We start from the raw sequence: 26,122 nt of genomic DNA on the forward strand, positions 1-26,122 counted from the left end.
CCATGGGGAGGCCACCGTGGCGCGCCTGTGGACGTGCGGATTCGAGCTGCAATCAGCGGCGGCCGGTGTCGAGATCCTCTCCGTCACCGGCGCCCCGACGGTCTCGACCACCGTCCACCGGCTCGGCACGGCCTCCCTCAGGATCAACCCGTCTGCGGCCACGCAGTACGTCGAACAGCAGGTTGATACGGGCGTCGTGAAGCGCTCCCTTCACCGCCTGTACCTGCGCATCACGACCCTCCCGTCCGCGACCGTCACCGTCTACGCGATCGGCCAGTCCGGCTACTTCCCCGCACAGCTGCGCCTCACCGCGACGGGCACACTGCGGCTGTACGACGCATTCACGGGCACCGACCTCGGCACCGCATCCGCCGCGCTGAGCGTCGGCCAGTGGTACCGCATCGAGCTGGACCACACCGACGCGGCCGGCACCGCCGGATCCGTCACCGGGGCGTTCGTCGGCTACCTCAACGGCGCCAACTTCTCTGGGTCCACGCTCGTCTCCAACATCAACGGGTTCAGCCGGATCCGTACAGGCTTCGTCACCGCGGCGACCGGTGAAATCCACCTCGACGATCTCGCCGTCAACGACACCACCGGCACCGCGCAGACCGGCCTCCCCGGTCCGGGCAACGTCGTGCATCTGGTCCCCGACTCGGCCGGCGACGCGAACGGATGGGCCACCGCGGTGGGCGGCACCGCTGGCGCGGCGAACAACTGGGGGCGTGTCTCCGAGACGCCCCCGAACGATGGGACGTCGTACAACGAGACGAGCGCGACCGGAACCACCACGATCGACGACTTCAACGTCAGCTCCCCGGCCTCGGCGGGGCTCGGTGTCACGGACGCCATCGCCCTGGTGTCGGTGGGCGGGCGGATCGGCTCGAACGCGACGATCGCGGCGAATCTCGTCTACCGGCTCAAGAGCCAGGCGGGCGGAACGGTCGTCGAGTCCGGATCGGTGTCCATCGCCGTGAACGGGTGGGCCACGCACAAGTCGGCCATGCCGTACGTGCCGCAGCTCACCGCCTACACGAATCCGCAGACCGGGGCAGCGTGGACGAGGGCTGCACTCGACAACGCGCAGATCGGCGTGCGCTCCAACGTGAACCAGGCGTCCACGCGTCGGGTGTCGGCACTGTGGGCGCTCGTCGAGGCGATCGCCCCGACATCCCTGGCGGGCGGAACGTGCGGGGAATCGGCCGCGGCGCAGACTCTCGGCCGCCGCAAGACGCTGGCACTCGGCACGGCCACAGAGACGGACGTCGCGCAGCCGCTCGTGGCCATCGGCGGCATCGGATTCGCCACGCTGGCTGACGACTTCAACGACGGCGTGACCAGCCCCGCCAAGTGGCCTGACTCGTACGAGTCCGGCGGGTACTCCGAGACGGGCGGCCGGGCCCGCATCGCCTGCACCACTGCGTACAACGCGTACGCGAGCGCGGAGGCTTACCGGCTGCGCGAGTCGCACGTCCACGTCCGCATGTGGCCACCGGCTGCGGGCGGCGCCACGGCGGAGGCGTGGTCGCAGCTGCTCGTGCAGACGGCCACACCCGGCACGGACGCGGTCTTTGAGGTGTCGGCGGTCACCGGGAACCTGGTGATGGCGGTCCGGACCGGCTACTACGACCCTGCGCAGGTCGCGATCACCTACGATCCGGTGGCGCACGCGTGGCTGCGGATCCGTGAGACCGGCGGCAGCCTGTTCTGGGACACGAGCCCGGACGGCATCACCTGGACGAACCGGCGCGCGGCGACGTCTCCGGTATGGGTGGGCGACACGAACCTCCAGGTGCAGCTCATTGCGCACCGGGACGGCGGCACGAACGACTACGCCGAGTTCGACGCGGTCAACAGCACGGCGAGCCAGCAGCTCGGCTTGTCCCCAGCTGTGGAAGCGGGCACGGCTCAGCCCCTCGGCCGAGTCAAGGTGGCGGCTCTGCCGCGGCCGGCCGAGTCCGCGGCCGTGCAGGCGCTCCCTCGAGGAAAGCGCCGGAGCGCGGGCATCGCATCTGGGGTCGAGGCTGCGCAGCCGCTCGCGCGGGCGAAGCGAAAGGCGCTCGGCGTCGCGGTCGATGCGACGGCCGCGCAATGGCTCGCCCGCATCAAACGGATCCCGCTCGCCCTGGCCGCCGCGAAGAGCGATGCGCGCCCGCTGGGGAAGGCCAAGCGGCAGAACCTGGCCACAGCGTCGGAGACCAGCACGGCCGGGACGTTCACCGGTTCGACCGGGCTCGTCTCCGCTCAAGAGACCACGACGGCGCAGCCTTTGGGCCGTCACAAAGCCTCCGTGCTGGGCACGGCGGGGATGGTGGAAACGGCTCGGCCACTCGGCCGGGTCAAGCGGGTAGGTCTCGGCGTGGCGGCCGAGATCGGCGAGGGCAGGCCGCTCATGGGCGGCCAGACTCGGGCTCTCGTCCCGGCCGAAGAGACGTGGACGGCACGCCTCCTCGGCCGGGCGAGAGCACGAGCTCTCCTCACCGCTGGCGAGACCCACGCGCCTCGTCCGCTCACCGGGGGCAAGGCACGCGCCCTGTCCTTCGCCATCGAGGCGAGCACGGCCTGGCCGCTCGCCGGAGCGAAGCGACTGAAGCTCACGGCCGCCGAGGAGACTGACCAGGCGCAGGCCGTCGCTATCCCCGACCGCATCAACGCGGCCGACGAGACGAGCACCGCCTGCACCCTGCACCTGTCCAAGGCACGGACACTCGGAGCCAGTCTCGGTGTGGACCCGGCCCGGGCGCTGTCAGCGCGCAAGCATCGTGCGCTCGGCGTGGCCATCGAGACGAGTGCCGGCCTCGGCTTGGCCCGTGGCAGGCGCCGTCCACTGAGTACGGCGACTGCGGTCGATGAGGGCCTGCAAGTCGGCTCAGTTGCACGCTTGTTGCTCGGCACCGCGGTCGAGGTGTCGCGTGCCCTGATCGGCCCGTTCGTACGGCTGACGCCTGCGGTCGAGGTGGCCACGGCCGAGCTGGTGTCCGGTGTCCGGCAGCGTCCGGCGGATCGGCTTGACGTCACGACCTTTGGTCCGCACCTCGATGGCGCCCGAAGCGGCCCGGAGTTGGTCTCGGCCACCGCCGGACCTTCCCTGGCCGCAAGCACCACAAGCCCGCATCTGACCGCGACCTCGACGGGAGGCTGACCATGCCGGACGTAGGCGATGTGGTGACGGCACGGCTGGAGGTCACGCCGTTCGATGGCACCACCGCGGCCACGCTCGTCGTCACGGGCCCGGACGGGGCGACGCTGGCACCAGTGGTCACCTCCTCGGAGGGCGGAGCCGTATGGACGGCACCGGTCACGTACACGCTTGCCGGACTGTGGCGGCTGTCGTGGACGGTCACCGGGACGGGTGCGTCTGTGCAGCACGAGGTAGCGACGGTGGCACCGGCCCCGGCTGTCGTTGTGACGGGCCGGGTGTACGCGACGACAACGCAGCTCGCGAACATCCTTGGCGCAGCACCTGCGTTGAACGCGGTGCAGCTGCTCGCGGACGCCTCTCGCGCCCTGGACGACGCGCTGAAGACTGCGGTGTACGACACCGACGACGACGGCATGCCCACCCATCCGGACGTGATTGCGGCGTTCGCTGAGGCGGTGTGCCGGATCGTCGAGTGGTGGGGTGAGACCGGCGACGCGGTGGGCGCCGACGGCGGCTGGGACAGCGTTTCGGCGGGGCCCGTGTCCCTGTCGCGTAGCTCCGGCAGCGCGGCAGCGACACCGATTGCCGGTGGCACGCTGCCACCGCGCGCGGCCGCCGCGCTGGGCCGCCTCGACTCGTGTGTGTTCCGGCTCGGGGTGGTGGCGTCCGCGTGGTGAGACAGGTCCCCGCATTCCTTCTCCAGCACGAGGTGAAGGTCGAGCCGTACCGGGGCTCATCGAGCAAGGGCGACGTCTACGGGCCTGCGACGTTTGTGCGCTGTCTCATCGATGAGCGCACTCAGATGGTGACCAGCCCGGGCGGCGAGCAGGTCACGTCGGGCTCCTCGTACATCACCAGGCCCGGCCACCGGCCACCGCCGAAGAGCCGCGTGACGCTGCCGGACGGGCGGATCACGAAGGTCATCACGACCGCCCGCGCGGACGGCGGAAGCCTGCCGGTCCCGAGCAACACCCAGGTCTATCTCCAGTAAAGGGGGGCCCGCCCATGGCACAGTCCTTCCGGCTCCGCTTCGACGGGGCGCCGGTCGAGCGCGCGATCCGTGAGGCCGCCGGCCGTGGCCTGTACCTCGCGACCGAGCACGTCCTCGGCAAGTCCAACGACGTGGTGCCGCTCGACGAGGCCGAACTCCAGCGCTCCGGCGTCGCCTCGGTGGACGAGGGCACCCTGACTGGCGCGATCTCCTACGACACCCCGTACGCGGTGGTGCAGCACGAGCGGATGGACTTCCGGCACGCTCCGGGCCGCACCGCGAAGTACCTGGAGAACTCGCTGAACGGCGCCCGCGGCGAAGTCATGGACATTATCGCCGCGCAGGTCCGGCGGGCGCTGCGGTGAGCGGCTACACGTCCAGCCTCCTCGACGGGCTCGCTGGCCTCCTCGCGACCGAGGGCCTAGGCCGCTTCGCACCAGACGACGTGATCGCCGACCCGGACACCGGGATCTTCCGCGGCGTCATGCCGTCCACGCCGGACCGAGCACTCGGCCTGACCGCCTACCCAGTCGAAGACACGCACCTCACGGACGCGACGACCGGAGTGCAGATCCGCATGCGCGCGGGCCGCGCCCCGGACGCGGTCGACGACCTCGCCGACGCCGTGTGGGCCGTACTGCACGGCCGTGAGCACTACGACGCCGGCGGCATCCACGTCGAGCTGTCGTGGCGGCAGTCGCAGGCATGGATCGGCCAGGACGAGCACGGCCGCATGGAACTGACCAGCAACTTCTACTTCCGGACCACTCGGCCGGGCCCTCACCAACAGGACTAGGAGCACCGCATGTCCACTCCCACGCCGCAGACCGCGCTGGTTCGCCGGTGGCGTCTTCAGATCGACATGAGCGCCGCCATGGACGGCAGCGACTGGCAGACGATGTTCGGTGTCAAGGAGTTCACGCCTCCCATGCCGGACCCGAACATCGAGGACGCCTCGGACTACGAGTCGGACGGCTGGAACGGCAACGAGAAGACGGCGCAGGCCTGGGAACTCAGCGTCACGCTGAACCGGAAGATCAACGACCAGGTGAAGATCTTCCACCCGACCCACGAGAAGCTGCGCAACGCCGCGTTCGGCTTCGGCAGCGCCTCCCGCGTGCACCTGCGCTGGTTCGACCGCACCGGCCTGCCGGAGGCGTACGAGGGCACCGGCATCGTCCAGTGGGAGAACTCCGGCGGCGAGCACACCGACCTCGACCAGCCGGAGATCACCATCACTGGCGACGGCCCGATGCTCATCATCGACAACCCGGTCGCCTGAGATGGCAGCGGTCTTCGAAGCACTCGACGACTTCCTCGATGATTTCCTGGAGCTCCCCGTCCTCGGTACGGACGGCACGGTGCGCACGTACCGCATCGCGTCACCGCCGGCCGAGGACGGACTCCGCGTCGAGAAGATCACGCGCGCGGCTGCGCGCATGCTCCAGGACGGCAGCGAACCCGACGCCGAGAGCCTGTCCGACGCCGAGGAGCGCGACCTGTACCGAATGCTCCTCGGCGACGTGCATGACCGGCTCCTCGCCGACACGGACTGGTCCCGTTTCAAGCACGCAGCGCTGACGGCCATGTTCTGGGTCACTGCGGACCGGGACACCGCGCACAAGTTCTGGGCCTCCGGTGGCGACCCTTCTCGCGTGGCCCCGAACCGGGCGGCCCGTCGCCAGCAGAGTCGCGCCTCCTCGGCGTCGGCTGCGGCGACTACGACCCGGTCACGGGGCTCTACGAGTGGTACGAGGGCGGAGTCACCCCGCAACGCAAAGGCGGCGGCCCGCAAGTAACCCTCGACGCCCTCCTGGAGCAGTGGCCACTCGTCGAGGCCGACATGCACGAGGTCTACGGCATCGACCTCTCCGAACCGCTGCTCCTGCGCCAGCGCTCATGGCGCTGGTTCCGCATCCGCCTGTGGGGCCTCCTCTCCGCCGAGTCCCGCATCTCGCGCCACTTCCAGCCCCCGGAGCCCAAGGGCCCCCGCACCCCCAGGAGGTGACCTGTGGCGCTCACCATCGGCGAGCTGACCGGCCTCATCACTCTCGACGATCGAGGCGTCGCCCCCGCCCTGCGCCGCACCGAGGGAGCACTCCGCTCCACCGGGCAGCGCATGGCAGGCGACGCCGACAGCGCCGGGCAGCACGCCGGCCAGGCGCTCGGCGATGGTGTCGTGATGGGCGCCGACGGGCGGCTCCGCAATGCGCGGGGCCGGTTCGTGGCGGCCGGTCGCCGGATCGGGACCAGCGTCGGGGACGGAGCCGCGGATGGCGCGGCGGACGGTGGCGACCGGGCGGCCGACGCGCTCTCGGGCGCTCTGGAGCATGTGAAGGGGCTGCTCATCGGCGGGGCGATCGGCGCCGCGCTGATGACCGGGCTCGCGCAGGCGATGGAGCAGTCGCAGATCTCGGGCCGTCTCGGCGCGCAGCTCGGGACGACTCCGGCCGTGGCGCAGCAGTACGGGAAGATCGCCGGGCAGCTGTACGCGAAGGGCGTCACGGAGGATTTCCAGACCGCGGCGGACGCCATCTCGGCGACGATGCGCGCGGGTATCGCTCCTCCGGAGGCAACGAACGCACAGATCGAGTCGATCTCGACGAAGGTCGCTGACCTGGCGCAGACCTTCGAGTTGGACTTGGGCCAGACCGCAAATGCCGTCGGCCAGATGATCAAGACAGGGCTTGCCCAGAACGGCACCGAGGCAATCGACGCACTCACCGCGGGGCTCCAGAAGATGGGGCCGAGGGCGGATGACATCGCCGACACCTTCAACGAATACAGCACGATCTTCCGGCAGATGGGCCTGTCCGCCACGGACGCGACGGGCCTGCTCTCTCAGGGGATGAAGGCCGGCGCCCGCGACACCGACGTTGTCGCAGACAGCTTGAAGGAATTCGTCCTCATCACCCAGGGCGGTGGAGCGAAGGTCGACGACGCGTTCAAGAAGATCGGCCTGTCCGGCAAGGAGATGCAGGCAGCTTTCGTCAAGGGCGGACCGGAAGCCCGCGCAGCTCTGGACAAGGTGTTCGCCGGCCTGTCGAAGATGAAGGACGGCACCGACAAGAACAACGTTGCCCTGACACTGTTCGGCACCAAGAGCGAGGACACGCAGAAGGCGCTGATGGCGCTCGATCCGTCTAAGGCCGCCGATGCTCTCGGCCAAGTCGGCGGTGCCGCCGACAAGATGGGCAACAGCCTGCGCGACAACGCGGGCGCGCGCGTCGAGGCATTCAAGCGGCAGGCCATGCAAGGCCTCGTCGACATGCTCGGCACCTACGTAATCCCTGCGCTGACCAAGGTGTTCTCGTTCGTCCAGCAGCATTCCGGCGCGTTCAAGATCGCCGCTGCAGTGATCACCGGAGTGATGATCCCCGCCCTCGTCCTCATGGGCGTGGCGGCGACAGTGCGTTCGGCGCAGGTCGTCGCTGGGTGGGTGCGCTCGGGAGCGGCAGCGGTCAGGAGCGCGGCAACGCACGTCGCGTCCGCGGCTCGTACGGCCGGCGCGTGGGTGACGATGGCGGCCCGGTCCACGGCAGCATTCGTGCGGGTGGCGGTGGGGGCCGCCATGAGTGCGGCCCGTACTGCGGCTGTGTGGGCGGCGTCCGCTGCCCGTATGGCTGCTACGTGGCTCGTGCAGATCATTCGCGTCGCGGCCGTGACGGTCGCGCAGTTCGTGATGATGGCCGCGCGTGCGGTCGCGTGGGCGGCGACGATGGCGGCTCAGTGGCTGATCGCGATGGGCCCGATCGGCTGGATCATCATCACCGTCATCGCCCTGGTGGCGCTGATCATCGCGAACTGGGACAAAGTCAAAGCCTTCACGATCATCGCCTGGAACGCGATCGTCGCCTGGCTGAAAGGGGCGTGGCAAGCGATCCTTGCCGGGATCTCCTACCTGGGCCAGATCCCCGGAATGATCGCGGGCTGGTTCGGCCAGGCCAAGGACTTCGCGGTCGCCAAAATGCTGGAGTTCCTCACCTGGCTGTCCGGGCTTCCGGGCCGGGTCGGATCCGCGATCTCTGGCCTCGCCGGCACCCTGGCCAACGCCTCTTCCACTGCCTGGAACCGCTTCAAGTCGGCGGCCGTGGAGAAGGCGACCGGGTTCATGTCATGGGTGCGAGGCATCCCCGGCCGGATCAAGTCGGCGGTGGGCAATCTCGGACGCCTCTTGTACAGCGCGGGAACGGACGTCATGCGCGGCCTGTGGAACGGCATCAAGTCCATGGGCGGCTGGCTTAAGGGCGTGCTGATCAGCTTCGTGACCAGCATCATCCCGGGCCCGGTCCGCAAGGCCCTCGGCATCGCGTCACCGTCCCGTGTCATGGCTGACCAGGTCGGCCGGTGGATCCCTGCGGGCATCGTGCAAGGCATCGAATCCGGACAGGGCGCCCTGGACCGGACGATGTCCTCGCTCGTGTCCACGCCCACTCCTGGCCAAGCGGCGATGTCCGCAGCTGGTGCTGTGTCCGGCGGATCCGGATCAGCGTCCGGATCTACTCCCCGCGTGGTCGAACTCCGTTCCGGCGGGACGGCGTTCGGCGACTTCATGATCGGCACACTCCGCGACGCCGTGGGATCCCGCGGCGGCAACGTTCAGTTCGTATTGGGGAGGTAGACGTGGCGTTCCCGGAGACACCGCTCGGCGTGCGAGTGGAGATCCAGACGGGGCAGGTGTGGACGGACATCACCGCGCAGACGAAGACTGCCGACCCGATCACGGCCTCGCGTGGGATCCGCAACAGCGGCAGCAATGCGGATCCCGCCTCCGTCCCCTTGAAAATCGACAACCGGGGCGGGCAGTTCTCCCCCCGCAATCCCGTCTCCCCGTACTACGGACTCATTGGGCGCAACACACCTGTCAGGGTGTGGATCCCCGGCGGCCCCCACTTCCTCGACCTCAACGGCGACCCCGCCAACTACACCTCCACCCCGGACACGACCGCCCTGGACATCACAGGCGACATCGACCTTCGGTGGGAGGGAGAGATCAACTGGTCCGACCCGGCGCCCCAGATGCTCATCGGCAAGTGGGGATCACCCGGGGGCCGCTCCTGGCACATGCGCATCCAAAGCGGGCTCCTCTACTTCGGGTTCTCCCAGGACGGCAGCATCGGCCTCGCCGCCTGGCAGTACCTGCCCGACCTGCCACGCAGGGCCGCGCTGAGGGTCACGGTCGACGTCGACAACGGGGCCGGCGCCTGGGTAGTCCGGCACTACTGGGCGCCGAGCATCACCGGACCGTGGACCCAGTTCGCCTCGGACCTCGTCACCGCCGGCACTATGTCGTTCTTCAACTCGGCCTCGCCGCTGGCGGTCGGGGCCTTCGACACGTCGCTGAACCCGCCGCGCGGACCGTTCCGCGGGCGCTGCTACGCCGCCGAAGTCCGCTCCGGCATCAACGGCACCATCGTGGCCTCGCCGAACTTCCAGGCGCAGCCGGTCGGCGCCGCTGGATTCACCGACTCGGCCGGTCGGGCATGGACGTTCGCCGGGACCGCGGCAGTCGCGGACCGCCAGGAGCGTTTCCGCGGAGAGATTTCGTCGTGGCCTCAGCGGTGGGTGCCCTCCGGACAGTCCGTATGGACGTCAGTGGAGGCCGCCGGGATCCTGCGCCGCTACGGGCAGGGACAAAAGGCGTTGGACTCGACGCTGCGGCGCCGCATTCCCTCCGGGGCGCCGCTCGCGTACTGGCCGATGGAGGAGGCGCGGGAAGCCACGCGCGCCTACTCGCCACTCAAGGCGGTAAGCCCGGCGGCGCTGACAGGCGTGGAATTCGCGAGCGTTGACACCCTGCCGAGCTCGCGCGCCCTGCCCCGCCTGACCGGTGCGGCAACCCTGTCCGCGATCGTGCCCGCCCACCCCACACCCACGCAGTGGCAGGTCGAGTTCGTCTACAACGCCGACGACAAAGCCCCGGCAGCGGCCGAGCCTCACCCAGAGGTCATCAGCATCTCGGCCACCGGCACGGTCCGCCGCTGGTCGGTAGGCCTGCGCAACGGATCGGGCCAGGTCTACGGCTACGACTCCTCAGGGACCGCAATCGTCAATCAGGGCGTCGCCCTGGGGAGCGACGTCTTCCACGGCTGGGTACGCCTGCAATTCTGGGCACGCGAGGTCAGCGGGATCATCACATGGGGCCTGTTCTTTCAGGACGTCGGAGGCAGCGCCGGCGGCATCAGCCGCACCGTCAGCGGGACCGTGGGCCGGGTCACCGCAGTCACGGGCGACTGGGGCGCGGCCACAGAGGGATGGGCGCTCGGCCATCTCAGCGTGGTGCCCGTCGCTGAGTCGACGCTCTACAACGGCAGCGATGACGGGTACGCAGGCGAGACAGCGTGGGAGCGGATGCTCCGCCTGTGCTCAGAGGAAAGCGTCCCGATGAGCCACACGCCCGGCTCTCTCCCGACACAGCGTGTAGGCCCGCAGCGGCCTGAGACTCTCCTCGCGCTCCTCCAGGCGGCGGCCGAGGCCGACGGCGGCATGCTCCTCGAGTCTCAGGACCGGCTCGGCCTGGTCTACCGGGACCGCTCGAGCCTGTACACGCAGGAGCCTGCCCTTACCCTCGCGTACCGAGGCGGCGGACTGGCACCGCCACTGGAGCCGGTGGACGACGACACCGCCACCCGCAACGACATCACGGTCACGCGCGATGCGGGATCGTCGGCCCGCGCCGTCCTCGAATCGGGAGTCCTGTCCGTGCAGGAGCCCCCGTACGGCATCGGCCTCTACGACGAGTCGACGACGCTGTCCCTGGCGGACGACACGCAGCCCGAGCCCATCGCGCATTGGCGCCTGCACCTGGGGACCTACGACGGCGCACGCTACCCGTCAGTGCGGGTGCTGCTCCATCGGGCGCCGGAGCTGATGCCGTCTGTCCTGGCCCTGCGTGAGGGCGACCTGATTCGCCTCACCGGCCTGCCTCCGTGGGTGGCGTACGGGCCCGTTGATCTACTCGTGACGGGCTGGTCGGAGACGATGTTGCCCCGTACGTGGGAGATCGTTTTCACGTGCGTTCCGGCCGGACCGTGGATGACCGCGAAGGCCGATCATGCGGTGTACGGCAAGGCAGACACGGACGGCTCCGCGCTCGCGGGCCCGATCTCTGCGACGGACACGGCGGTCCCCGTGCGCGCCACGGCGGGCCCGCCGTGGACGACAGACCCGCAGGAAACCCCGATCGAGGTTCAGTTCGGCGGGGAAGTCGCCCGCGTCGATGCTGTCGGCCAGCTCTTGTCAACGAACCCGTGGCTGGAGTCAGATCTGTCCGGCTGGGTCGGCCAGGTCACGGCGGCAGTCACCTACTCGACGGCCGTGCACCATCCCCGGGGTGTGGCCTCTGCGATGGTCACGCCGACAGGCTCGGCGGCTTCCAACAGCTTCGCCATGGCGGCCCGCTCCCCCGGGGTGGCTGGCCAGTCCTACACGGCATGCTTCTGGGTCTACTCGCCTAGTGGCTGGGCTGATTTCCGGGTGAGTATCGACTGGTTCACGTCCGCTGGCGCTGGTAACGGCACGACCTCCGGCCCACAGACGACTGTCCCGCCCGGCCAGTGGACGTTCATGACGTTCACAACCACGGCACCGGCCGGAACAGCCAGCATCGTGGCCCGTTGCCGCCAGGGCACGACGCCGCCGGCGTCGTCGCTCTACCACGTGTGGGGCCTGCGCCTCCTCGGGCCGGGTGGTGGCTCTACGGTTCTCGACACGTTCGGCCGCACGGTGGCGAACGGCTGGGGCAACGCTGACACCGGCCAGCCCTGGACCACGTTCAACGGGACAGTCTCCGACTTCTCCGTCAACGGCACCCAGGGCGTCATCTCGCACACGACCAGGAACGTCTTCCGGTACGCCGCGCTGTCGCTGGTCGTGGCTGACGTGGAGACCCTGGCTCAGTTCACGGTGCCCGTGATGCCGACCGGCGACAGCATCTACACCTACGTCCTGTCCCGCACGAACACAGCGGTGACCTCGTACCTCTTCGCTCGCGTCGAGATCACGACGTCCGGCGTGGTCGCGCTCTCGCTACGCAAGCGCAACCCGACGGAGGTCCTCCTGGCGACGGCCGCCACGACGCTGACTCACGTGGCCGGCCAGTCGTACAAGGTTCGTTTCCGGGTGGAGGGTTCCACGCTGTCGGCGCGCGTATGGGTCTCCACGGCCCCGGAGCCGAGCGTCTGGCACTCCGCTGCGACGGACACGGACCCGCTGGTGCCCGCGGCTGGTGGTGTCGGCTTCCGGTCGTTCATCGGCACCACCAACACCAACGCCCTCCCGGTCCTGACGCCGGTGGACGACTTTCAGATCTCCGACTCCCAGGTGTTCACGGTCACTCGCTCCGTGAACGGAGTCGCCAAATCGCACGCGGCAGGGACAGCGGTCTCGCTGGCCCATCCCGCAATCGCGTCTCTATGAGGAGGAGTTCCGTTGGCTACGCCTGTTGAGCAGTGGCAGCCCGGCATGGACCTCACGGCCGGCCGACTGGAGTCGATGAACCAGCGGTCATCGTTCATGGTCACCAACTACGGCGCTGACTCGTCCGGGAGCACCGACGCCGCGCCCGGGATCCAGCTCGCCCTGAATGCGGCCCGCGATTTGGGTGGCGCGCAGGTGCTGGTGCCGCCCGGGGTGTATCTGATCGGGCAGACGCTGCGGATCTACGGCAACACCAGGTTGACCCTGATGGCGGGCGCCGAGTTCCGGCGGAATGTGGCCGCGACGATGATCCTCAACGGTGACTCCGGGCAGACCTTCGGCGGGTACACGGGGCACTCTCGGATCATCATCGAGGGCGGCCTGTGGAACATGCGCGGGACGACCCCGGGGCTCACGGGTAGCGCGATGTGCATCTCGATCGGGCACGCCACGGACATCGTGATCCGCGACCTGGAGATCAGGGACTTGCCCGGGTTCCACGGGATCGAGCTCAACTCGACGACGCACGGGACGATCAGCGGCTGCCAGTTCAGGGGCTACGTCGACCCCGGAGGGAGGGACTTCTCTGAGGCCGTCCAGATTGACCTCGCCAAGAGCGTCGGCGTCTTCGGCGGCTTCGGTCCCTACGACCACACGCCGTGCGAAGACATTCTGATCTCGGGATGTCATTTCGGGGCGTCCGGCACCGCGGGCACGACCGCGTGGCCGCGCGGGGTGGGCTCGCACTCGGCGACGATCGGCCGCTGGCATCGCCGCATCCGGATCATCGGCAACAGCTTCGAGGGGATCCTCCAGTACGCGGTCAGCGCGTACAACTACGAGGACTGCACGATCGTCGGCAACACGTTCGTGTCCTGCGGCGGTGCCGTGCGTCTCCGCGTGGTGATCCTGTCCGATGCCGAGGACACCAAGGACGTCAACGGCAACCCCACGGGCGCCAGCCAGAACATGCGCAACATCGCCGTCGTCGGCAACACCATGCGATCCGGTGGCGGCTACGACCACGCGATCATCGCCCTCGGGGAAACGTCCGGGACGATCCTGAACCTCTCGGTCGTCGGGAACACGATCGACGGCACGACTGCCAATCAGGCCGGAGTGCGCCTCGACCGGGTGTCGCGCGCCACGGTCGCGGACAACATCATCGCGAACACGGCGGGCTCCGGGATCAGCACCGAGAACCAGAACAACACGATCTTGAACGGCAACGTGATCTGGACCTCGGGCGCGCACGGAATCACGATGGTGACCAGCGACAACAGCGACATCCTCGGCAACCACATCCGCGACCCCGCAAGCTCCGGGATCCTCGTGCAGGGCGGATCGGACGTCCAGATTCGCGATAATTTCGTTGACGGCGCGAACCGTGTGGCGTCGAGTGCCTACGGCATTCGCGTGTCGACGAACCCCGTGGCCATCGCCATCAGCGGCAACAAGTGCCGCCCTGGAGCCTCCGCGACCAAGGCGGTAAGAGGGCTGTCCATCTCCAGCGGCACCGGCATCCACCGCTACGGCAACGACATGCGCGGCACCTGGTCTGGCGCAGGCGGGAACGGCATCGACGACCTGTCGACGTCGCCGAACACCACCGCCACTGACATCGGGTAGACCCCCGCGCAGCACGCATGCCCCGAGCCGCCGGCCGGGGCCTTTCTCATGTCTGGAGACCCATGCAGCTCGACGACATCGCCAATAGGTTCGCCTTCCATCCGGCGGCTACGCCGGAGAAGCGGACCGAGCACGAGAACGTGCGTGAGGACTGCCGCGAGCTCGCGGCCGAATGGAATGACCGGCTCCCCGAGGGGCGGGAGAAGTCGCTCGCCATCACGAAGCTGGAAGAGGCCATGTTCTGGGCCAACGCAGCCATCGCGCGCACTGCTGAGGGGAACCGCTGATGGCCGAGCCGCTGACCCCGGACGAGTTCCTGTCCATCCTCAGATCCGAGGGCGTCAAGACGTCCGAGTACGCCGGCTGGCGCGGCCGCGAACGCGACGCCGCGACCGGCAAGGCGTTCGGCCCGGTCCATATGGTCCTCAACCACCACACGGCCGGGCGGAACAGCCGTGACACCGTGGCGAAGTACGGCGTCCCCGGTCTGCCCGCCCCTCTTGCCCACATCTACCTCGCCAAGTCGGGCGTCGCGACGATGTGCAGCGCGGGCCGCGCGAACCATGCCGGGCTGATGGCGGTCAACGCCTACAACTCGTTCCTGAACGAGAAGAGCAGCCATCCGGCCCCGTCGCGATCGTCGGGCACGGTCGACGGCAACGACGTCGCGTACGGCATCGAGACGGAGAACCTCGGCGACGGCCGCGATATGTACCCGCGCGAGCAGTACGACGCGTGGGTGCGCATCAACGCGGCGCTCTGCCGGCACTACGGGTGGTCCGCGGAGTCGTGCGGTGACCACAAGGAGACGAGCATCGAGGGAAAGATCGATCCCAAGGGGCCCGTCGAGGGATACGGCACGCGCGGCCGATTCACCTACTCCGGCCAGCAGTTGCGCACGGACGTCGCCGAGCGGCTGAAGCACAAGGCCTCGTGGTCGCCGGGCGCCGCGCGCCCGTACACCGTCGTCGATGGCGACACCCTCTGGTCGATCGCCGTGCACGAACTCGGTAGCGGAGCCCGCTACGCGGAGATCAAGGCCCTCAACCGCCTCTCGTCCGACACCCTCAGCGTCGGCCAGAAGCTCACCCTCCCCGAGAAGTGAGGTAACCCCATGGCTTCGTCCTCAGCTCCGATCGAGAAGAAGGTCAAGGCGTCCACCGCGGTGTCGTACCTGGCGAGCCTCGCCGGGCTCGCGATCCTCGGCGGTATCACCGACGACCCCTCCCTGATCTCCGGCATGCCGGACGCCCTGGAGCCCTTCGTGCTCGCCCTGGTCCCGGCCGCCGCGTCATGGATCGCCGGGTGGGCGGCCCCGCACACGCCACGCTCGGACGCCTGAACCCAGGCGGGACCCGTACCTCGAACTGGCCGTGATGGAGGGGGTAGCACGTGGACGCTGCGACGCTCGGCGCCGTCGGAACCATCGTCGTCGGACTCGCAGCGGCCACGGGCGCCCTGGTCGGGAAGCGAGGCGAAAACCGGGCCAGCCAGTCCGGGGCAGTCCTGGGCGGATACTCCACGCTCGTCGACAACCTCCAAGAGGAGCGGAACGCCCTCACGGTGAAACTCGCCGACAACGAGCGCCGCCTGGCCGAGGCCTACCAGGAACTCGCGACCGAGCGGAACGAGAAGGCCGGGCTCCTCACACAGATCACTGACCTGACCGACGAGAACAGTCGACTACGCCGCCAACTCGCCGACCTGGGAGGCCACCCGACGTGAGTGGACGCCACGCACAGCCGCTTATCGTCCGCCGCTGGCGCTCCCTCATGCTCGCCGCGGCACTGCTCGTCCTCTCCGGCGCACTCGTCTTGGTGTGGCTTCGCATCGACGCCGAGTCGTCTGCCCGTAAAGAGGCGATCGCCGAGGCGAACCTGCGGGGCGACGCGGTGACGACCCTCGCGGAGGACGTGCGGATACTGCGGAAGCAGGTCAAGGCGGAAGGCGGAACCCCGGCGGCGCCGGATCCGTCCCGGGCGGTCGACAATCTCCCTGACCGCGTCGGGGATCCCGTGCTCGTGCCTGGGCCGAGAGGCCCGCAAGGCGCACCGGGGAAGCCAGCGCCGACGATCACTCCTTCTCCGGGGCCGCAGGGTGCGCCTGGCGCCGACTCGACGGTGCCCGGTCCACCTGGCGCCGACTCGACCGTGCCCGGCCCGTCCGGTCCGCCTGGCCCCGTGGGGCAGGACGGAAAGGATGGGACGGACGGCACCGACGGGACGACGCAGTGCCCTGACGGCTACACCTGGCAGGCCCCAGCCGACGACCCCGATGCGTTGGTCTGCCGCAAGGCCGGGGCTCCGCCGCCGGAGCAGCCAGCGCCGGAGGACACGCCGCCGACCGCGGCCGGCCTGGATCCGCAGCGACGCCAGTACGCATGAGCTTGGGCCCCCATCGCCTTCGGGCGGTGGGGGCCCTTTCGTCATGCCCAGATGCCCTCTTGCGCCCGCACCCGGGTTGGCTACGGTGCGACCAGTCAACTGACCTACGACGAGGGGACCCAGCGATGACCCGACGACTGTGGAAGGTCGGCACCAACTCCGGCAACAACGGATGCCCCACCCTCTACGAGATCCCCGGCACCGACCGGTACGTCGTCCAGGGCGACCGCGTCACCGACACAGGCGAACTCGACCAGCTCGACAACCTCACCCTCGAAGAGGGCGCAGTCACGGTGCCGCGTGAGCTGCTCGCCAACTTCGGCCCCAAGGAGCCCGTGCACGTGCCGCAGTTCATCACCTTCGACGAGTTCGACGGCATGTTCACCAGCCTCAAGCACTCCGCGTGGAGGCTGGAGACCCGCCGCCGCTACGCCTCCGACGAGGGCACCGACACCTACGCCCAGTTCCTCGCCGAAGGACGCGTCGACTGGGACCTCGACGACCCGTGGTGCGTGGAGCGCCGCGACCAGAAGGCTCTCGGTAAGCGCTTTGAGCGCGTGCGGATCCTTGACGAGCCGCAGACCGAGGGCCAGCGCTACCTCCTCGACAACGCCCGCCGCAACACGGCGGCAGGCGAGGAGATCCGCGTCATCTCCCGCGCCCTCGCCGATGAGCATCGGCTGCCCGCAGAGGACTTCTGGATCTTCGACTCGCGCGTCGTCGCTCTCCTCCACTTCGATGACGCCGACCAGATGACCGGCGTCGAACTCATCACCAACCCCGTCGACGTCGTCCGGTACGAGCAGATCCGCGAAGCTGCATGGCACTACGCAGTGCCGTACGACCAGGCCTGACGGTACTTTCGGTGTGTGAGCACCGACTTTCAGCAGGCCCGAGCGGCCCTCGGCGCGCGGCTCAAAGAGCTACGCGCCGGGGTCTCTCAACGTGTGCTCGCCGAACGGCTCGGCTGGCCACAGTCCAAGGTCAGCAAACTCGAAGGCGGCCGGCAGACCCCCGCCCTGGAAGACCTCGCCGCATGGGCTCATGCAACAGGGAGCCCGGCCGCGGCTGACGAACTCGCTGCGCGTCTCCAGGGAATCGAGTCCCACTCCCGCTCGTGGCGCCGCCAACTCCGCGCCGGACACAAGCCGGTACAGGACGCCCTCACGGTCGAATACGACCGCTCCACCGTGCTCCGAGCCTGGGAAGGTTCGATGGTCGTCGGCATGCTCCAGACGCCCGACTACGCGCGCGCAGTGTTCGCCCGCTACACAGAGCTCCACCAGTCCCCACGCGATCTCGACGACGCCGTACGCGCCCGCGTGAAGCGACAAGAGATGCTCTACCAGCCCGGCCGCATCTTCCACATCGTGATGTGGGAGGCCGCCCTACACGCTGGGGTGGCTGCGCCCCATGTTCTCGCTGCCCAACTCGACCGCCTGGTGGGCGCGATCGGACTGGACACGGTGAAGCTCGGCATCGTGCCCCTTGGCGCCGGCATCGCTGTCCCGCCGGCCAATGGGTTCTGGCTCTATGACGATCGGCTTGCGATCGTCGAGGACTGGCACGCGGAGTTGTGGCTCGACGACTCGGACAGCCTGAGCCTGTACCGGCGGGTGTGGGATTCGCTGTCGGCCTCGGCGGTCTACGGGTCGCAGGCGCACCGGGTCATAGCTCGTGCCCGAGCGCATCTCGAAGCGTCCTGAGAATCCTCGCGAATCGCTGAGAAGCCGCCGCGAATATTCGAGAATCATCCCGGCTGGTGATTCTCGCAGGCTCCTACGGTGCTCGTCATGGCCGCACCGACGCGCACCACCGCACCCCGGCGCGAGGCAGGTGATACCTGGCTCGCCTCCTGCGCCCGCCGTCCAGAACTCGCCTTCGAGGTCTGGGAGATGGACGGCCTAGCGCCGATCCACTGCACGCAGTGGCTCGCCGCCGAGGCACAGCTCGGCCTTGCACTCCAGGCTGCCCGACGGATCCCCTCCCGCCACCGCGGGCCACTCCTCGTCTCGCCCGACCTCGATGCCGCATGGTGGCTGGTCCCGCTCGACGCAGCCGAGGAACTCGCTGACGTCCGGCGCCTCACCGTTCAGCCGCACGGCTGGCCGCTGCACTGCCCCTCGACCCAACGCCCGGCCGGCGGACGGTTCTGGCTCCACGCTCCCGACGGAACGGCACGACTCACTGATCCTGTTCACCTCGCCGCCGCCTTCGGCCCCGGCGGGCCACGCATCCTCGCGGAGGCTTTCGGATGACAAACCCCAGAAGCACCACGCTGCCGACGCCCACCATTTGCGAGGTGATCGAGGCGGCCCTGTCCGCACCCCGCGACTACCCCAACCCTGAGACGCTGCGGTACCTGTACACGGCGGCACGGCTAGCGATCCAAAAGTTGACGCCGATCGTGGCCGCGCAGGTCGAGCCCGCGGCGCCCGGCCCGGAGCGTGCATCCCGGGAGCGGGCAGTCGACGAGGCCGAGGCGATCATGCGCGAGGGCCTGAGTCCGAGCCCGCTCGCCGCGTCCCTCACGGTGAGCGCGCTCGGTCGCGCGCTGTTGGGCCTGCACCACTTCGCCGGCGGTGAGCGGTGAGCCTCGAGGGCGTGCGGCTCTGCTGGACGTGCCAGAAGCCGATCCGGCCTGGCGAGCGGACGCGGACGAGCGACGTGTTCAGCGCGTCCGGACCTGGCGCGCACGTGGAGTTCCACGCCCCGCTGTGCCCGACTACTCCGCCGCCGTACCAGCGGGCGCCCGTCCCGCGCAGTCACTAGACCCCCGCCGCCGGGTGCTTGGAGCTGATGGGCGGCGGGTCGGGGCGGCCGCTCGATGGCGAGCAGTGGGAGCGGCCGCCCCACAGCGTGAGTCGAACTAGCAACCAGGAGGGGAACCATGACAGTCACATTCGACAGTCCTGCCGCAACTCGTACGCGGGACCCCGAAGAACTGCTTAACGCAGTTGCCCCGCACATCACGGAACTGACCCTCAACGTATTCGACAGCGGCATGTCCCTCTGGGACCGCGAGATCGCGCTGCTCCTGCGCGATCACACGATGGTGCGTGACATGGCCGAGCGGATCCTCGGCAACGGGATCATGTACGTCATGGGCTCCATCGAGAACCCCGATGTGCACCTCGGCGTAGGCAAGTTGGTCGACATCGGCGTCCACCAGCTCATCCTCGACACGCCCGTCTGGTGGGGCATCTGCCGCCTGTACAACGGCGGCCGGTACAAGCACCACGCCCCGTTCATCGAGCGCCGCGGCGACGGCCTGTGCCTGCGCACCGGGGACTTCCTCAAGTCCCAAGGCTGGGCCATCGACGAGGAGCTGTGGGCCATCGACGGCGCCAACTGCTCGCCCTGCGACAACAAGGTCCCTGACAGCCACTGACCCCGCTACAGTCGCCCCGCCCCCACCGCGCACCTAGGGGGCGGGGCTCCCGCACATCGACCGAAGGACCCACAGTGCCCGTACCCCACGACATCGCCGCCGAGACCGAACTGTGGAACACCTACGCACAGTCAGCTTTCAAGGCCGACGCCGAGCCGTCGTTCTGCTGGACCCAGTACGCCGGCCACGGCCCCGGGCCCGAGTTGCTCGGCGACCCGGAGTCGGTGCTGGAGATCGGGTGCGGCACCGGACGCGCACTCGCCAGCCTCGCCGAGGCCGGCGTAAAGACTCGCGGCGTCGACCTGTCCCCGGTCATGGTGCAGAAGACCACCGAGCGGTGGGCGCACACGGGCGCGGAGTTCGTGTGCGGCGAAGTCCTCGACGTCCTGGCCGAGGACACGCAGACCTATGACGCGGTCTACTCGATGTTCGGAGCAGCCTGGTTCGTCGACCCGTCGAAGCTGTTCCCGCTGGTCCTCGAGCGCCTCAACCTCGGCGGCCGGTTCGTGTTCTCTCAGCCGCCGGCCATCCCAGGCGCCTACGGTCCGCAAGGTATGTATAAGGGTGGGTTCGCGGGCAAGGCGCAGTTCACCTACCGCTACAGCTATAAGCCCGCGGTGTGGGAGCGGCACCTGCTTCGGGCCGGGTTCGCCAGGGCCACGGCCACCGTGACGGAGGCCCCGACGCCGGGGCATATCGGCACTCTCATCGTGCAGGCCGAGGCGCCGGCGAGGGGCTTCGCCCTTCCGCCCAAGGGCTGAACGAGGAGCGGCCCTGTCCGCTGCTTACACGAGGTCGCGGAGCGGGACACCGAGCCCGTCGGCGATCCTGATCAAGTTGTCGAGGATCGGGCTCGCGTGACCTTGCTCGATGCGGTTGATGCTCTGCCGGTCGAGGCCAGCCTGTTCCGCCAAGGTCTCTTGCGTCATGTTCGCGTGGAGGCGTGCGGCTCGGATGCGCTCGCCGACGGCCCGCCGGGCGGCGAGTACTCGGGGCGAGGGGGGAGCGGGCGGCACCCGCTCAACGCTCGCCCGATCATGATCGACTGTCTGTATCGTCGGCCGTACATTTATGGATCACATTTCGGCCACCTGTGAAAGCCTCGGGAGAATAAGACACACGTTCGAGTGAATTTGGTGAAGTGATGTTGCCAGCCAAGATCTCCATGCAAAGGATGGCGGCACCACTCATCCCAGAACTGGCCGCCTCCAGCACACCGCCCCCCAGGCGTGGAACAGCGGCCAGCGGCGCCCTCGGCCCATCGCCGGGGGCGCTGTCATGCGCTGGGTTCGATCCACGGTTGGGGTGCTTTGCACTCACCCCGCCCGAGGCTCCGCGAACACCGTTCCCGGGCTGTTCCCGCGGGAACACTGAGCGTCGTCCAGCGACATCCAGCGTCATCGAGCGACATCGAATGCGGCCCTTTTGTCCTAATTCCCTGCATCCTTGCAGGTCAAAGATGGGTCAAGGATCAGGTTCAAGTCCCGTCACTCACCCTGAATGAACAAGGCCCCGGTTCGAAAGAACCGGGGCCTTGTTCGTCGTGGCGCCCGCGCCGCTCAGGTCGACACGCCGCCCGCGGCCGGCGCGCACCCCTCAGGACGAAGCGCGCTCCACCAGTTCGTTCGGCAGGACCAGCTGGCGGCCGTCGAGTGTGCGGGACGCGGCCGGGCGGCGGTCGGCGATCTCGGCGAGGAGCAGGTCGATCATGGCGCGGCCCATCTCCTCGATGGGCTGGCGGACGCTGGTCAGGGGCGGGTCCATGTGCCGGGCGATCGCCGAGTCGTCGTAGCCGACCAGGGCGACGTCGTCGGGGATACGGCGGCCCGCCTCGCGCAGCACCTGGCGGGCGCCCGCCGCCATCACGTCCGACCCGGCGAACACCGCGTCCACCTCGGGGCAGCGCTCCAGGAGGTCGGTCATCGCGCGACGGCCGCCCTCCTCCGTGAAGTCCCCCGGCACGATGAGCCGCTCGTCCACCTCACGGCCCGCCGCCTCGACGGCGGCGCGGTAGCCGTCGACGCGGCGCTGGGCGCCGTACACGTCCAGCCGGCCGGTGATCGTGGCGATGCGGGTGCGGCCGCGGCCCACGAGGTGCTCGACGGCCGAGTACGCGCCCGCGAAGTTGTCGGAGTCCACCGAGGGCAGCGTCTCGGCGGCGGAGCGGCGGCCGCTGATGACGGCGGGGATCTCCAGCTGGCTGAGCAGATCGGGGAGCGGGTCGTCGGCGTGGACGGACACCAACAGGACGCCGTCGACGCGGTGCGCCGCGAGGTACTGCGCGAGGCGCTGCCGCTCCCGGTCGTTGCCCGCGAAGATCAGCAGGAGCTGCATCTCGGTCTCGGCGAGCTCGGCACCGACGCCGCGCAGCATGTCGGAGAAGTAGGGCTCCGCGAAGAAACGTGTCTCCGGTTCGGGCACGACGAGGGCGATGGCGTCCGTGCGGTTGGCGGCGAGGGCGCGGGCCGCCGTGTTCGGCACGTAGCCGAGCTCGGCGACGGCGGCCTCGACCGTGGCGCGGGTCGCGTCGCTCACCCGGGGCGAGCCGTTGATCACCCGGGAGACCGTGCCCCGGCCCACGCCCGCCCGGGCCGCGACCTCCTCAAGGGTCGGACGCCTGCCGTGAGTGCCGCGAGCCACCATGACTCCCACCTCCCCAAGTCTCACGCGGAATCTAACAGCCCGATAACCGCGCCAAGTTGCCGCTGCCGAGCGTCTTGACACCCCCGGGCCGAGCGACGACCCTTCAACACATCACCTATGGGAGCGCTCCCACTCTACTGGGCGTATACAGAAGCCGCACGTTCCCCGCCCGAGCCGCACGTGAAAAACGGGCGCAGCAAGGCAGTTGGCCGGGGTTGGCACTTCAGAGCAAGTGAATTCTTTGGAGGACGCAATGCGCACGACTGCCCGCACGTCCCGTCGAGCGATGACCTTCGCGGTCGTTGCCACCCTGGCCACAGGGTTGCTCGCCGGATGCGCGACCGATGACGACTCAGGATCCGACGGCGGTTCGAGCGGGGGTGCCGGCAACAAGGGCGGCACCACGGTCACGATCGGCACGTTCGGCGTCTTCGGCTACAAGCAGGCCGGGCTCTACGACGAGTACATGAAGCTGCACCCGGGCGTGACGATCAAGGAGAACGTCACCACCCGCACCGACGTCTACTGGCCGAAGACGCTCACCCGGCTGCAGGCCGGATCCGGCACGGACGACATCCAGGCGATCGAGGTCGGCAACATCACCGAGGCCGTCCAGACGCAGGCCGACAAGTTCGTCGACCTCGGCAAGGAGGTCGACAAGTCACAGTGGCTGGACTGGAAGAACGCCCAGGCCACCACCAAGGACGGCAAGCTCATCGGGCTCGGCACGGACGTCGGCCCGATGGCGATCTGCTACCGCAAGGACCTGTTCGAGAAGGCCGGTCTGGAGACCGACCGCACCAAGCTCGCCGCGCAGTGGAAGGGCAACTGGAACAAGTACGTCGACCTCGGCAAGCAGTACATGAAGAAGGCGCCGAACGGCACCAAGTACGTGGACTCCGCGTCCTCCGTCTACAACGCGGCGCTCGGCGGCGAGAAGGAGCGGTACTACGACAAGGACGGCAGCGTCATCTGGGACAAGTCCACGGGGGTGAAGAAGTCCTGGAACGCCGCCATGGAGGTGGCGACCAGCAACATGTCGGCCAAGCTGAAGCAGTTCGACAAGCCGTGGGACCAGGGCTTCGCCAACGGCACCTTCGCCACGGTGGCCTGCCCCGCGTGGATGCTCGGCTACATCCAGGAGAAGTCCGGTGACGCTGGCAAGGGCAAGTGGGACGTGGCGGCCGCGCCGACCGCGGCCAACTGGGGCGGCTCGTTCATCGGTGTGCCGACGGCGAGCAAGCACCAGAAGGAGGCCATCGCCCTGGCGAAGTGGCTGACCGCGCCCGCGCAGCAGGCGAAGGTGTTCGCCAAGCAGGCCAGCTTCCCGTCGACACCTTCGGCGTACGCCGACCTGAAGCCGCAGGCCGCGACGACCACCTTCTTCTCCGACGCGCCCCTGACACAGATCTTCTCCGACTCGGCGAAGACCATCCCGGTCCAGGTCTTCGGCATCAAGGACCAGCCGATCGGCACCGCGATCACCGACACCGGCATCCTCCAGGTCGAGCAGAAGGGCAAGTCGCCCGCGCAGGGCTGGGACGCGGCCACCAAGGAAGTCAAGGACGTGCTCGACCAGTGACCAGCTCCGACGAGGCTCTCGCGCAGTCCGCGACGAGCGCCGACACCGCGCCCGGCTCCCAGGAGCCGGGCGCGGCCCGGGGCGCTCAGGGGCGCGGTACGGCGCCGACGGGCGCCGGCACCTGGCGCAGCCGGCTGTACCGCTGGGACATGAAGGCGTCCCCGTACGCGTTCATCTCCCCCTTCTTCATCATCTTCGGCGCCTTCTCACTGGTGCCGCTGCTCTACACCGCCTGGTACTCCCTGCACCACGTACAGCTGTCGAACCTGGACGGCCAGACCTGGGCGGGTCTGGACAACTACACGAACCTCTTCCAGTCGGACTTCTTCTGGAACGCGCTGAAGAACACGTTCACCATCGGCGTGATCTCGACCGTGCCGCAGCTGATCGCGGCGATCTGGCTCGCGCACATGCTCAACTACCGGCTGCGCGGCTCCACCGTGTGGCGCGTCGTCATGCTCACCCCGTACGCCACCTCGGTGGCGGCGGCGACGCTCGTCTTCGTGCTGCTCTTCTCGCCCGACACCGGCATGATCAACTGGGCGCTCGACCTGATCGGCATCGACCCGGTCAACTGGCGTGAATCCGACTGGGGCTCGCAGGCAGCGGTCTCCTCGATCGTGATCTGGCGATGGACCGGATACAACGCGCTGATCTATCTGGCGGCGATGCAGGCCATCCCGGCCGACCTGTACGAGTCGGCGGCCCTGGACGGCGCGAACCGCTGGCAGCAGTTCCGGCACGTGACCATTCCGATGCTGCGTCCGACGATCCTGTTCACGGTGGTCGTCTCCACGATCGGCGCGACCCAACTCTTCGGCGAGCCCCTGCTGTTCGGCGGTGTCAGCGGCACCAAGGGCGGGTCCGAGCACCAGTACCAGACGCTCGGCCTGTACATGTACGACCAGGGCTGGATCGTCGGCAACCTCGGCAAGGCGTCCGCGATCGCCTGGTCGATGTTCCTGATCCTGCTCATCGTGGCCGCGATCAACCTGCTGATCACCCGACGGCTGAGGAAAACCCAATGACCACCATCACCGACGCGACACCTCCTCAGGTCGCCGAGAGCGACGCCGAACCGCCGCGTCGGCGGCGGATCCTGGGCGCGGGCAAGCAAATGCACGCGGGTCCGGTCACGTACCTCGTGCTGACCCTGTTCGCCGTGATCTCGCTCGCCCCGCTGCTGTGGACGACGATCGCGGCCTCACGCACCAACACCCGCCTCGCGCAGACACCACCCCCCTTCTGGTTCGGCGGAAACCTGTTCAAGAACCTGGAGACCGCCTGGAACCAGGCCGGCATGGGCACCGCGATGTGGAACACCATCCTCGTGGCGGCGACCATCACCGTCGGCACGGTGCTGTTCTCCACGCTCGCCGGTTTCGCCTTCGCCAAACTGAAGTTCCGTTTCTCCAGCACGCTGCTCCTGATGACCATCGGCACGATGATGATTCCGCCCCAACTGGCCGTGGTTCCGCTCTACTTGTGGATGACGGATCTGGGCTGGGCGAACCATCTGCAGACGGTCATCCTGCCGACCCTGGTCAGCGCCTTCGGCACGTTCTTCATGCGCCAGTACCTGGTCCAGGCGCTGCCCACCGAACTGATCGAGGCCGCCCGGGTCGACGGGGCGAGCAGTCTGCGGGTCGTCTGGCACGTGGTCTTCCCGGCCGCGCGCCCGGCGATGGCGGTGCTCGGACTGCTGACGTTCGTGATGGCGTGGAACGACTTCCTGTGGCCGATCATCGCGCTCAACGGAGAGAACCCCACGGTCCAGGTGGCCCTCAACCAACTGGGCACCGGCTACATCCCCGACGACTCGGTGATCATGGCCGGAGCCCTGCTCGGCACGCTGCCGCTGCTGATCGCGTTCCTGCTGTTCGGCAAGCAGATCGTCGGCGGCATCATGCAGGGCGCCGTAAAGGGCTGACGTTTCCCGGGG

General features: G+C 68.8%; 27 protein-coding genes. 25 read left to right on the forward strand and 2 right to left on the reverse strand.

What is annotated here, in order from left to right:
- Nucleotides 1-16 precede the first annotated feature (16 nt).
- The 22 genes from LGI35_RS18230 (at nucleotide 17) to LGI35_RS18335 (ending at nucleotide 20,716) form a co-directional block, all read left to right on the forward strand.
- The gene (locus LGI35_RS18230) at nucleotides 17-3,142 is read left to right on the forward strand and encodes a hypothetical protein (RefSeq protein ID WP_227294869.1); all 3,126 of its coding nucleotides are present in this window, start codon (nucleotides 17-19) and stop codon (nucleotides 3,140-3,142) included.
- 2 nt (nucleotides 3,143-3,144) lie between these two features.
- Entirely contained in the window at nucleotides 3,145-3,819 is a 675-nt protein-coding gene (locus LGI35_RS18235; RefSeq protein ID WP_227294870.1) for a hypothetical protein, read from the forward strand.
- Nucleotides 3,813-4,133 (forward strand): hypothetical protein, encoded by a 321-nt coding sequence (locus LGI35_RS18240; RefSeq protein ID WP_227294871.1) that lies wholly within the window; start codon nucleotides 3,813-3,815, stop codon nucleotides 4,131-4,133. The genes LGI35_RS18235 and LGI35_RS18240 overlap by 7 nt, the downstream gene beginning before the upstream one ends.
- A gap of 14 nt (nucleotides 4,134-4,147) precedes the next feature.
- Nucleotides 4,148-4,498: a minor capsid protein gene (locus tag LGI35_RS18245; protein WP_227294872.1), complete on the forward strand. Its 351-nt coding sequence runs from the start codon at nucleotides 4,148-4,150 to the stop codon at nucleotides 4,496-4,498.
- On the forward strand, nucleotides 4,495-4,929 hold the full coding sequence (locus tag LGI35_RS18250) for a minor capsid protein (protein ID WP_227294873.1): 435 nt from the start codon (nucleotides 4,495-4,497) through the stop codon (nucleotides 4,927-4,929). Before LGI35_RS18245 ends, LGI35_RS18250 begins: the two co-directional genes overlap by 4 nt.
- A 9-nt stretch (nucleotides 4,930-4,938) precedes the next feature.
- Nucleotides 4,939-5,415 (forward strand): phage tail tube protein, encoded by a 477-nt coding sequence (locus LGI35_RS18255; protein ID WP_227294874.1) that lies wholly within the window; start codon nucleotides 4,939-4,941, stop codon nucleotides 5,413-5,415.
- Between the two features lies 1 nt (nucleotide 5,416).
- A complete protein-coding gene (locus tag LGI35_RS18260; RefSeq protein WP_227294875.1) occupies nucleotides 5,417-5,932 on the forward strand; it encodes a DUF7426 family protein in 516 nt (171 codons plus the stop codon).
- Nucleotides 5,933-5,976: 44 nt separating this feature from the next.
- Nucleotides 5,977-6,141 carry a hypothetical protein gene (locus tag LGI35_RS18265; protein WP_227294876.1) on the forward strand — a complete coding sequence of 55 codons (165 nt, stop codon included), beginning with the start codon at nucleotides 5,977-5,979 and terminating at the stop codon, nucleotides 6,139-6,141.
- Nucleotides 6,142-6,465: 324 nt separating this feature from the next.
- Entirely contained in the window at nucleotides 6,466-8,754 is a 2,289-nt protein-coding gene (locus LGI35_RS18270) for a phage tail tape measure protein (RefSeq protein ID WP_227294877.1), read from the forward strand.
- Nucleotides 8,755-8,756: 2 nt separating this feature from the next.
- Nucleotides 8,757-12,551 carry a hypothetical protein gene (locus tag LGI35_RS18275; RefSeq protein WP_227294878.1) on the forward strand — a complete coding sequence of 1,265 codons (3,795 nt, stop codon included), beginning with the start codon at nucleotides 8,757-8,759 and terminating at the stop codon, nucleotides 12,549-12,551.
- Nucleotides 12,552-12,563: 12 nt separating this feature from the next.
- A complete protein-coding gene (locus LGI35_RS18280; RefSeq protein WP_227294879.1) occupies nucleotides 12,564-14,180 on the forward strand; it encodes a right-handed parallel beta-helix repeat-containing protein in 1,617 nt (538 codons plus the stop codon).
- A gap of 62 nt (nucleotides 14,181-14,242) precedes the next feature.
- A complete protein-coding gene (locus LGI35_RS18285) occupies nucleotides 14,243-14,467 on the forward strand; it encodes an Acb2/Tad1 domain-containing protein (protein WP_227294880.1) in 225 nt (74 codons plus the stop codon).
- Complete coding sequence (locus LGI35_RS18290) at nucleotides 14,467-15,285, forward strand: peptidoglycan recognition protein family protein (RefSeq protein ID WP_227294881.1); 819 nt, start codon at nucleotides 14,467-14,469, stop codon at nucleotides 15,283-15,285. Before LGI35_RS18285 ends, LGI35_RS18290 begins: the two co-directional genes overlap by 1 nt.
- A 9-nt stretch (nucleotides 15,286-15,294) precedes the next feature.
- A complete protein-coding gene (locus LGI35_RS18295) occupies nucleotides 15,295-15,522 on the forward strand; it encodes a holin (protein WP_227294882.1) in 228 nt (75 codons plus the stop codon).
- A gap of 50 nt (nucleotides 15,523-15,572) precedes the next feature.
- On the forward strand, nucleotides 15,573-15,905 hold the full coding sequence (locus LGI35_RS18300) for a hypothetical protein (protein WP_227294883.1): 333 nt from the start codon (nucleotides 15,573-15,575) through the stop codon (nucleotides 15,903-15,905).
- A gap of 47 nt (nucleotides 15,906-15,952) precedes the next feature.
- Nucleotides 15,953-16,564 (forward strand): collagen-like protein, encoded by a 612-nt coding sequence (locus tag LGI35_RS18305; protein ID WP_227294884.1) that lies wholly within the window; start codon nucleotides 15,953-15,955, stop codon nucleotides 16,562-16,564.
- Nucleotides 16,565-16,689: 125 nt separating this feature from the next.
- Nucleotides 16,690-17,418 (forward strand): DUF6879 family protein, encoded by a 729-nt coding sequence (locus LGI35_RS18310; RefSeq protein ID WP_227294885.1) that lies wholly within the window; start codon nucleotides 16,690-16,692, stop codon nucleotides 17,416-17,418.
- A gap of 15 nt (nucleotides 17,419-17,433) precedes the next feature.
- A complete protein-coding gene (locus tag LGI35_RS18315) occupies nucleotides 17,434-18,270 on the forward strand; it encodes a helix-turn-helix domain-containing protein (protein ID WP_227294886.1) in 837 nt (278 codons plus the stop codon).
- 87 nt (nucleotides 18,271-18,357) lie between these two features.
- Nucleotides 18,358-18,822 (forward strand): hypothetical protein, encoded by a 465-nt coding sequence (locus LGI35_RS18320; protein WP_227294887.1) that lies wholly within the window; start codon nucleotides 18,358-18,360, stop codon nucleotides 18,820-18,822.
- Nucleotides 18,819-19,157 (forward strand): DUF6415 family natural product biosynthesis protein, encoded by a 339-nt coding sequence (locus LGI35_RS18325; protein WP_227294888.1) that lies wholly within the window; start codon nucleotides 18,819-18,821, stop codon nucleotides 19,155-19,157. Before LGI35_RS18320 ends, LGI35_RS18325 begins: the two co-directional genes overlap by 4 nt.
- Before the next feature lie 297 nt (nucleotides 19,158-19,454).
- Nucleotides 19,455-19,955, forward strand: coding sequence for a hypothetical protein (locus tag LGI35_RS18330; RefSeq protein WP_227294889.1), 501 nt, complete (start codon nucleotides 19,455-19,457; stop codon nucleotides 19,953-19,955).
- 74 nt (nucleotides 19,956-20,029) lie between these two features.
- Nucleotides 20,030-20,716 (forward strand): class I SAM-dependent methyltransferase, encoded by a 687-nt coding sequence (locus LGI35_RS18335; protein WP_227294890.1) that lies wholly within the window; start codon nucleotides 20,030-20,032, stop codon nucleotides 20,714-20,716.
- Between the two features lie 24 nt (nucleotides 20,717-20,740).
- Here the strand turns inward: LGI35_RS18335 and LGI35_RS46125 are convergent, their stop codons facing one another.
- A complete protein-coding gene (locus LGI35_RS46125) occupies nucleotides 20,741-20,884 on the reverse strand; it encodes a helix-turn-helix domain-containing protein (protein ID WP_264484676.1) in 144 nt (47 codons plus the stop codon).
- 667 nt (nucleotides 20,885-21,551) lie between these two features.
- Nucleotides 21,552-22,598: a LacI family DNA-binding transcriptional regulator gene (locus LGI35_RS18345; RefSeq protein WP_227294892.1), complete on the reverse strand. Its 1,047-nt coding sequence runs from the start codon at nucleotides 22,596-22,598 to the stop codon at nucleotides 21,552-21,554.
- A gap of 253 nt (nucleotides 22,599-22,851) precedes the next feature.
- On the opposite strand from LGI35_RS18345, the gene LGI35_RS18350 reads away from it, so the two are divergent.
- Genes LGI35_RS18350 through LGI35_RS18360 form a run of 3 tightly spaced genes read left to right on the forward strand, consistent with a single transcriptional unit; the run spans nucleotide 22,852 to nucleotide 26,110 of the window.
- A complete protein-coding gene (locus LGI35_RS18350) occupies nucleotides 22,852-24,180 on the forward strand; it encodes an ABC transporter substrate-binding protein (protein ID WP_227294893.1) in 1,329 nt (442 codons plus the stop codon).
- Nucleotides 24,177-25,208, forward strand: coding sequence for a carbohydrate ABC transporter permease (locus tag LGI35_RS18355; protein WP_227294894.1), 1,032 nt, complete (start codon nucleotides 24,177-24,179; stop codon nucleotides 25,206-25,208). The genes LGI35_RS18350 and LGI35_RS18355 overlap by 4 nt, the downstream gene beginning before the upstream one ends.
- Nucleotides 25,205-26,110 carry a carbohydrate ABC transporter permease gene (locus LGI35_RS18360; protein ID WP_227294895.1) on the forward strand — a complete coding sequence of 302 codons (906 nt, stop codon included), beginning with the start codon at nucleotides 25,205-25,207 and terminating at the stop codon, nucleotides 26,108-26,110. Before LGI35_RS18355 ends, LGI35_RS18360 begins: the two co-directional genes overlap by 4 nt.
- Nucleotides 26,111-26,122: the final 12 nt, after the last annotated feature.

Source organism: Streptomyces longhuiensis, assembly GCF_020616555.1.
Lineage (GTDB): Bacteria > Actinomycetota > Actinomycetes > Streptomycetales > Streptomycetaceae > Streptomyces > Streptomyces longhuiensis.

Coding starts and splice junctions, on each gene's coding strand:
- LGI35_RS18235 (WP_227294870.1), top strand. CDS start 3,145: ATGCCGGACGTAGGCGATGTGGTGACGGCACGGCTGGAGGTCACGCCG.
- LGI35_RS18245 (WP_227294872.1), top strand. CDS start 4,148: ATGGCACAGTCCTTCCGGCTCCGCTTCGACGGGGCGCCGGTCGAGCGC.
- LGI35_RS18255 (WP_227294874.1), top strand. CDS start 4,939: ATGTCCACTCCCACGCCGCAGACCGCGCTGGTTCGCCGGTGGCGTCTT.
- LGI35_RS18260 (WP_227294875.1), top strand. CDS start 5,417: ATGGCAGCGGTCTTCGAAGCACTCGACGACTTCCTCGATGATTTCCTG.
- LGI35_RS18265 (WP_227294876.1), top strand. CDS start 5,977: ATGCACGAGGTCTACGGCATCGACCTCTCCGAACCGCTGCTCCTGCGC.
- LGI35_RS18285 (WP_227294880.1), top strand. CDS start 14,243: ATGCAGCTCGACGACATCGCCAATAGGTTCGCCTTCCATCCGGCGGCT.
- LGI35_RS18290 (WP_227294881.1), top strand. CDS start 14,467: ATGGCCGAGCCGCTGACCCCGGACGAGTTCCTGTCCATCCTCAGATCC.
- LGI35_RS18295 (WP_227294882.1), top strand. CDS start 15,295: ATGGCTTCGTCCTCAGCTCCGATCGAGAAGAAGGTCAAGGCGTCCACC.
- LGI35_RS18305 (WP_227294884.1), top strand. CDS start 15,953: ATGCTCGCCGCGGCACTGCTCGTCCTCTCCGGCGCACTCGTCTTGGTG.
- LGI35_RS18310 (WP_227294885.1), top strand. CDS start 16,690: ATGACCCGACGACTGTGGAAGGTCGGCACCAACTCCGGCAACAACGGA.
- LGI35_RS18320 (WP_227294887.1), top strand. CDS start 18,358: ATGGCCGCACCGACGCGCACCACCGCACCCCGGCGCGAGGCAGGTGAT.
- LGI35_RS18325 (WP_227294888.1), top strand. CDS start 18,819: ATGACAAACCCCAGAAGCACCACGCTGCCGACGCCCACCATTTGCGAG.
- LGI35_RS18330 (WP_227294889.1), top strand. CDS start 19,455: ATGACAGTCACATTCGACAGTCCTGCCGCAACTCGTACGCGGGACCCC.
- LGI35_RS46125 (WP_264484676.1), bottom strand. CDS start 20,884: ATGACGCAAGAGACCTTGGCGGAACAGGCTGGCCTCGACCGGCAGAGC.
- LGI35_RS18345 (WP_227294892.1), bottom strand. CDS start 22,598: ATGGTGGCTCGCGGCACTCACGGCAGGCGTCCGACCCTTGAGGAGGTC.
- LGI35_RS18350 (WP_227294893.1), top strand. CDS start 22,852: ATGCGCACGACTGCCCGCACGTCCCGTCGAGCGATGACCTTCGCGGTC.
- LGI35_RS18360 (WP_227294895.1), top strand. CDS start 25,205: ATGACCACCATCACCGACGCGACACCTCCTCAGGTCGCCGAGAGCGAC.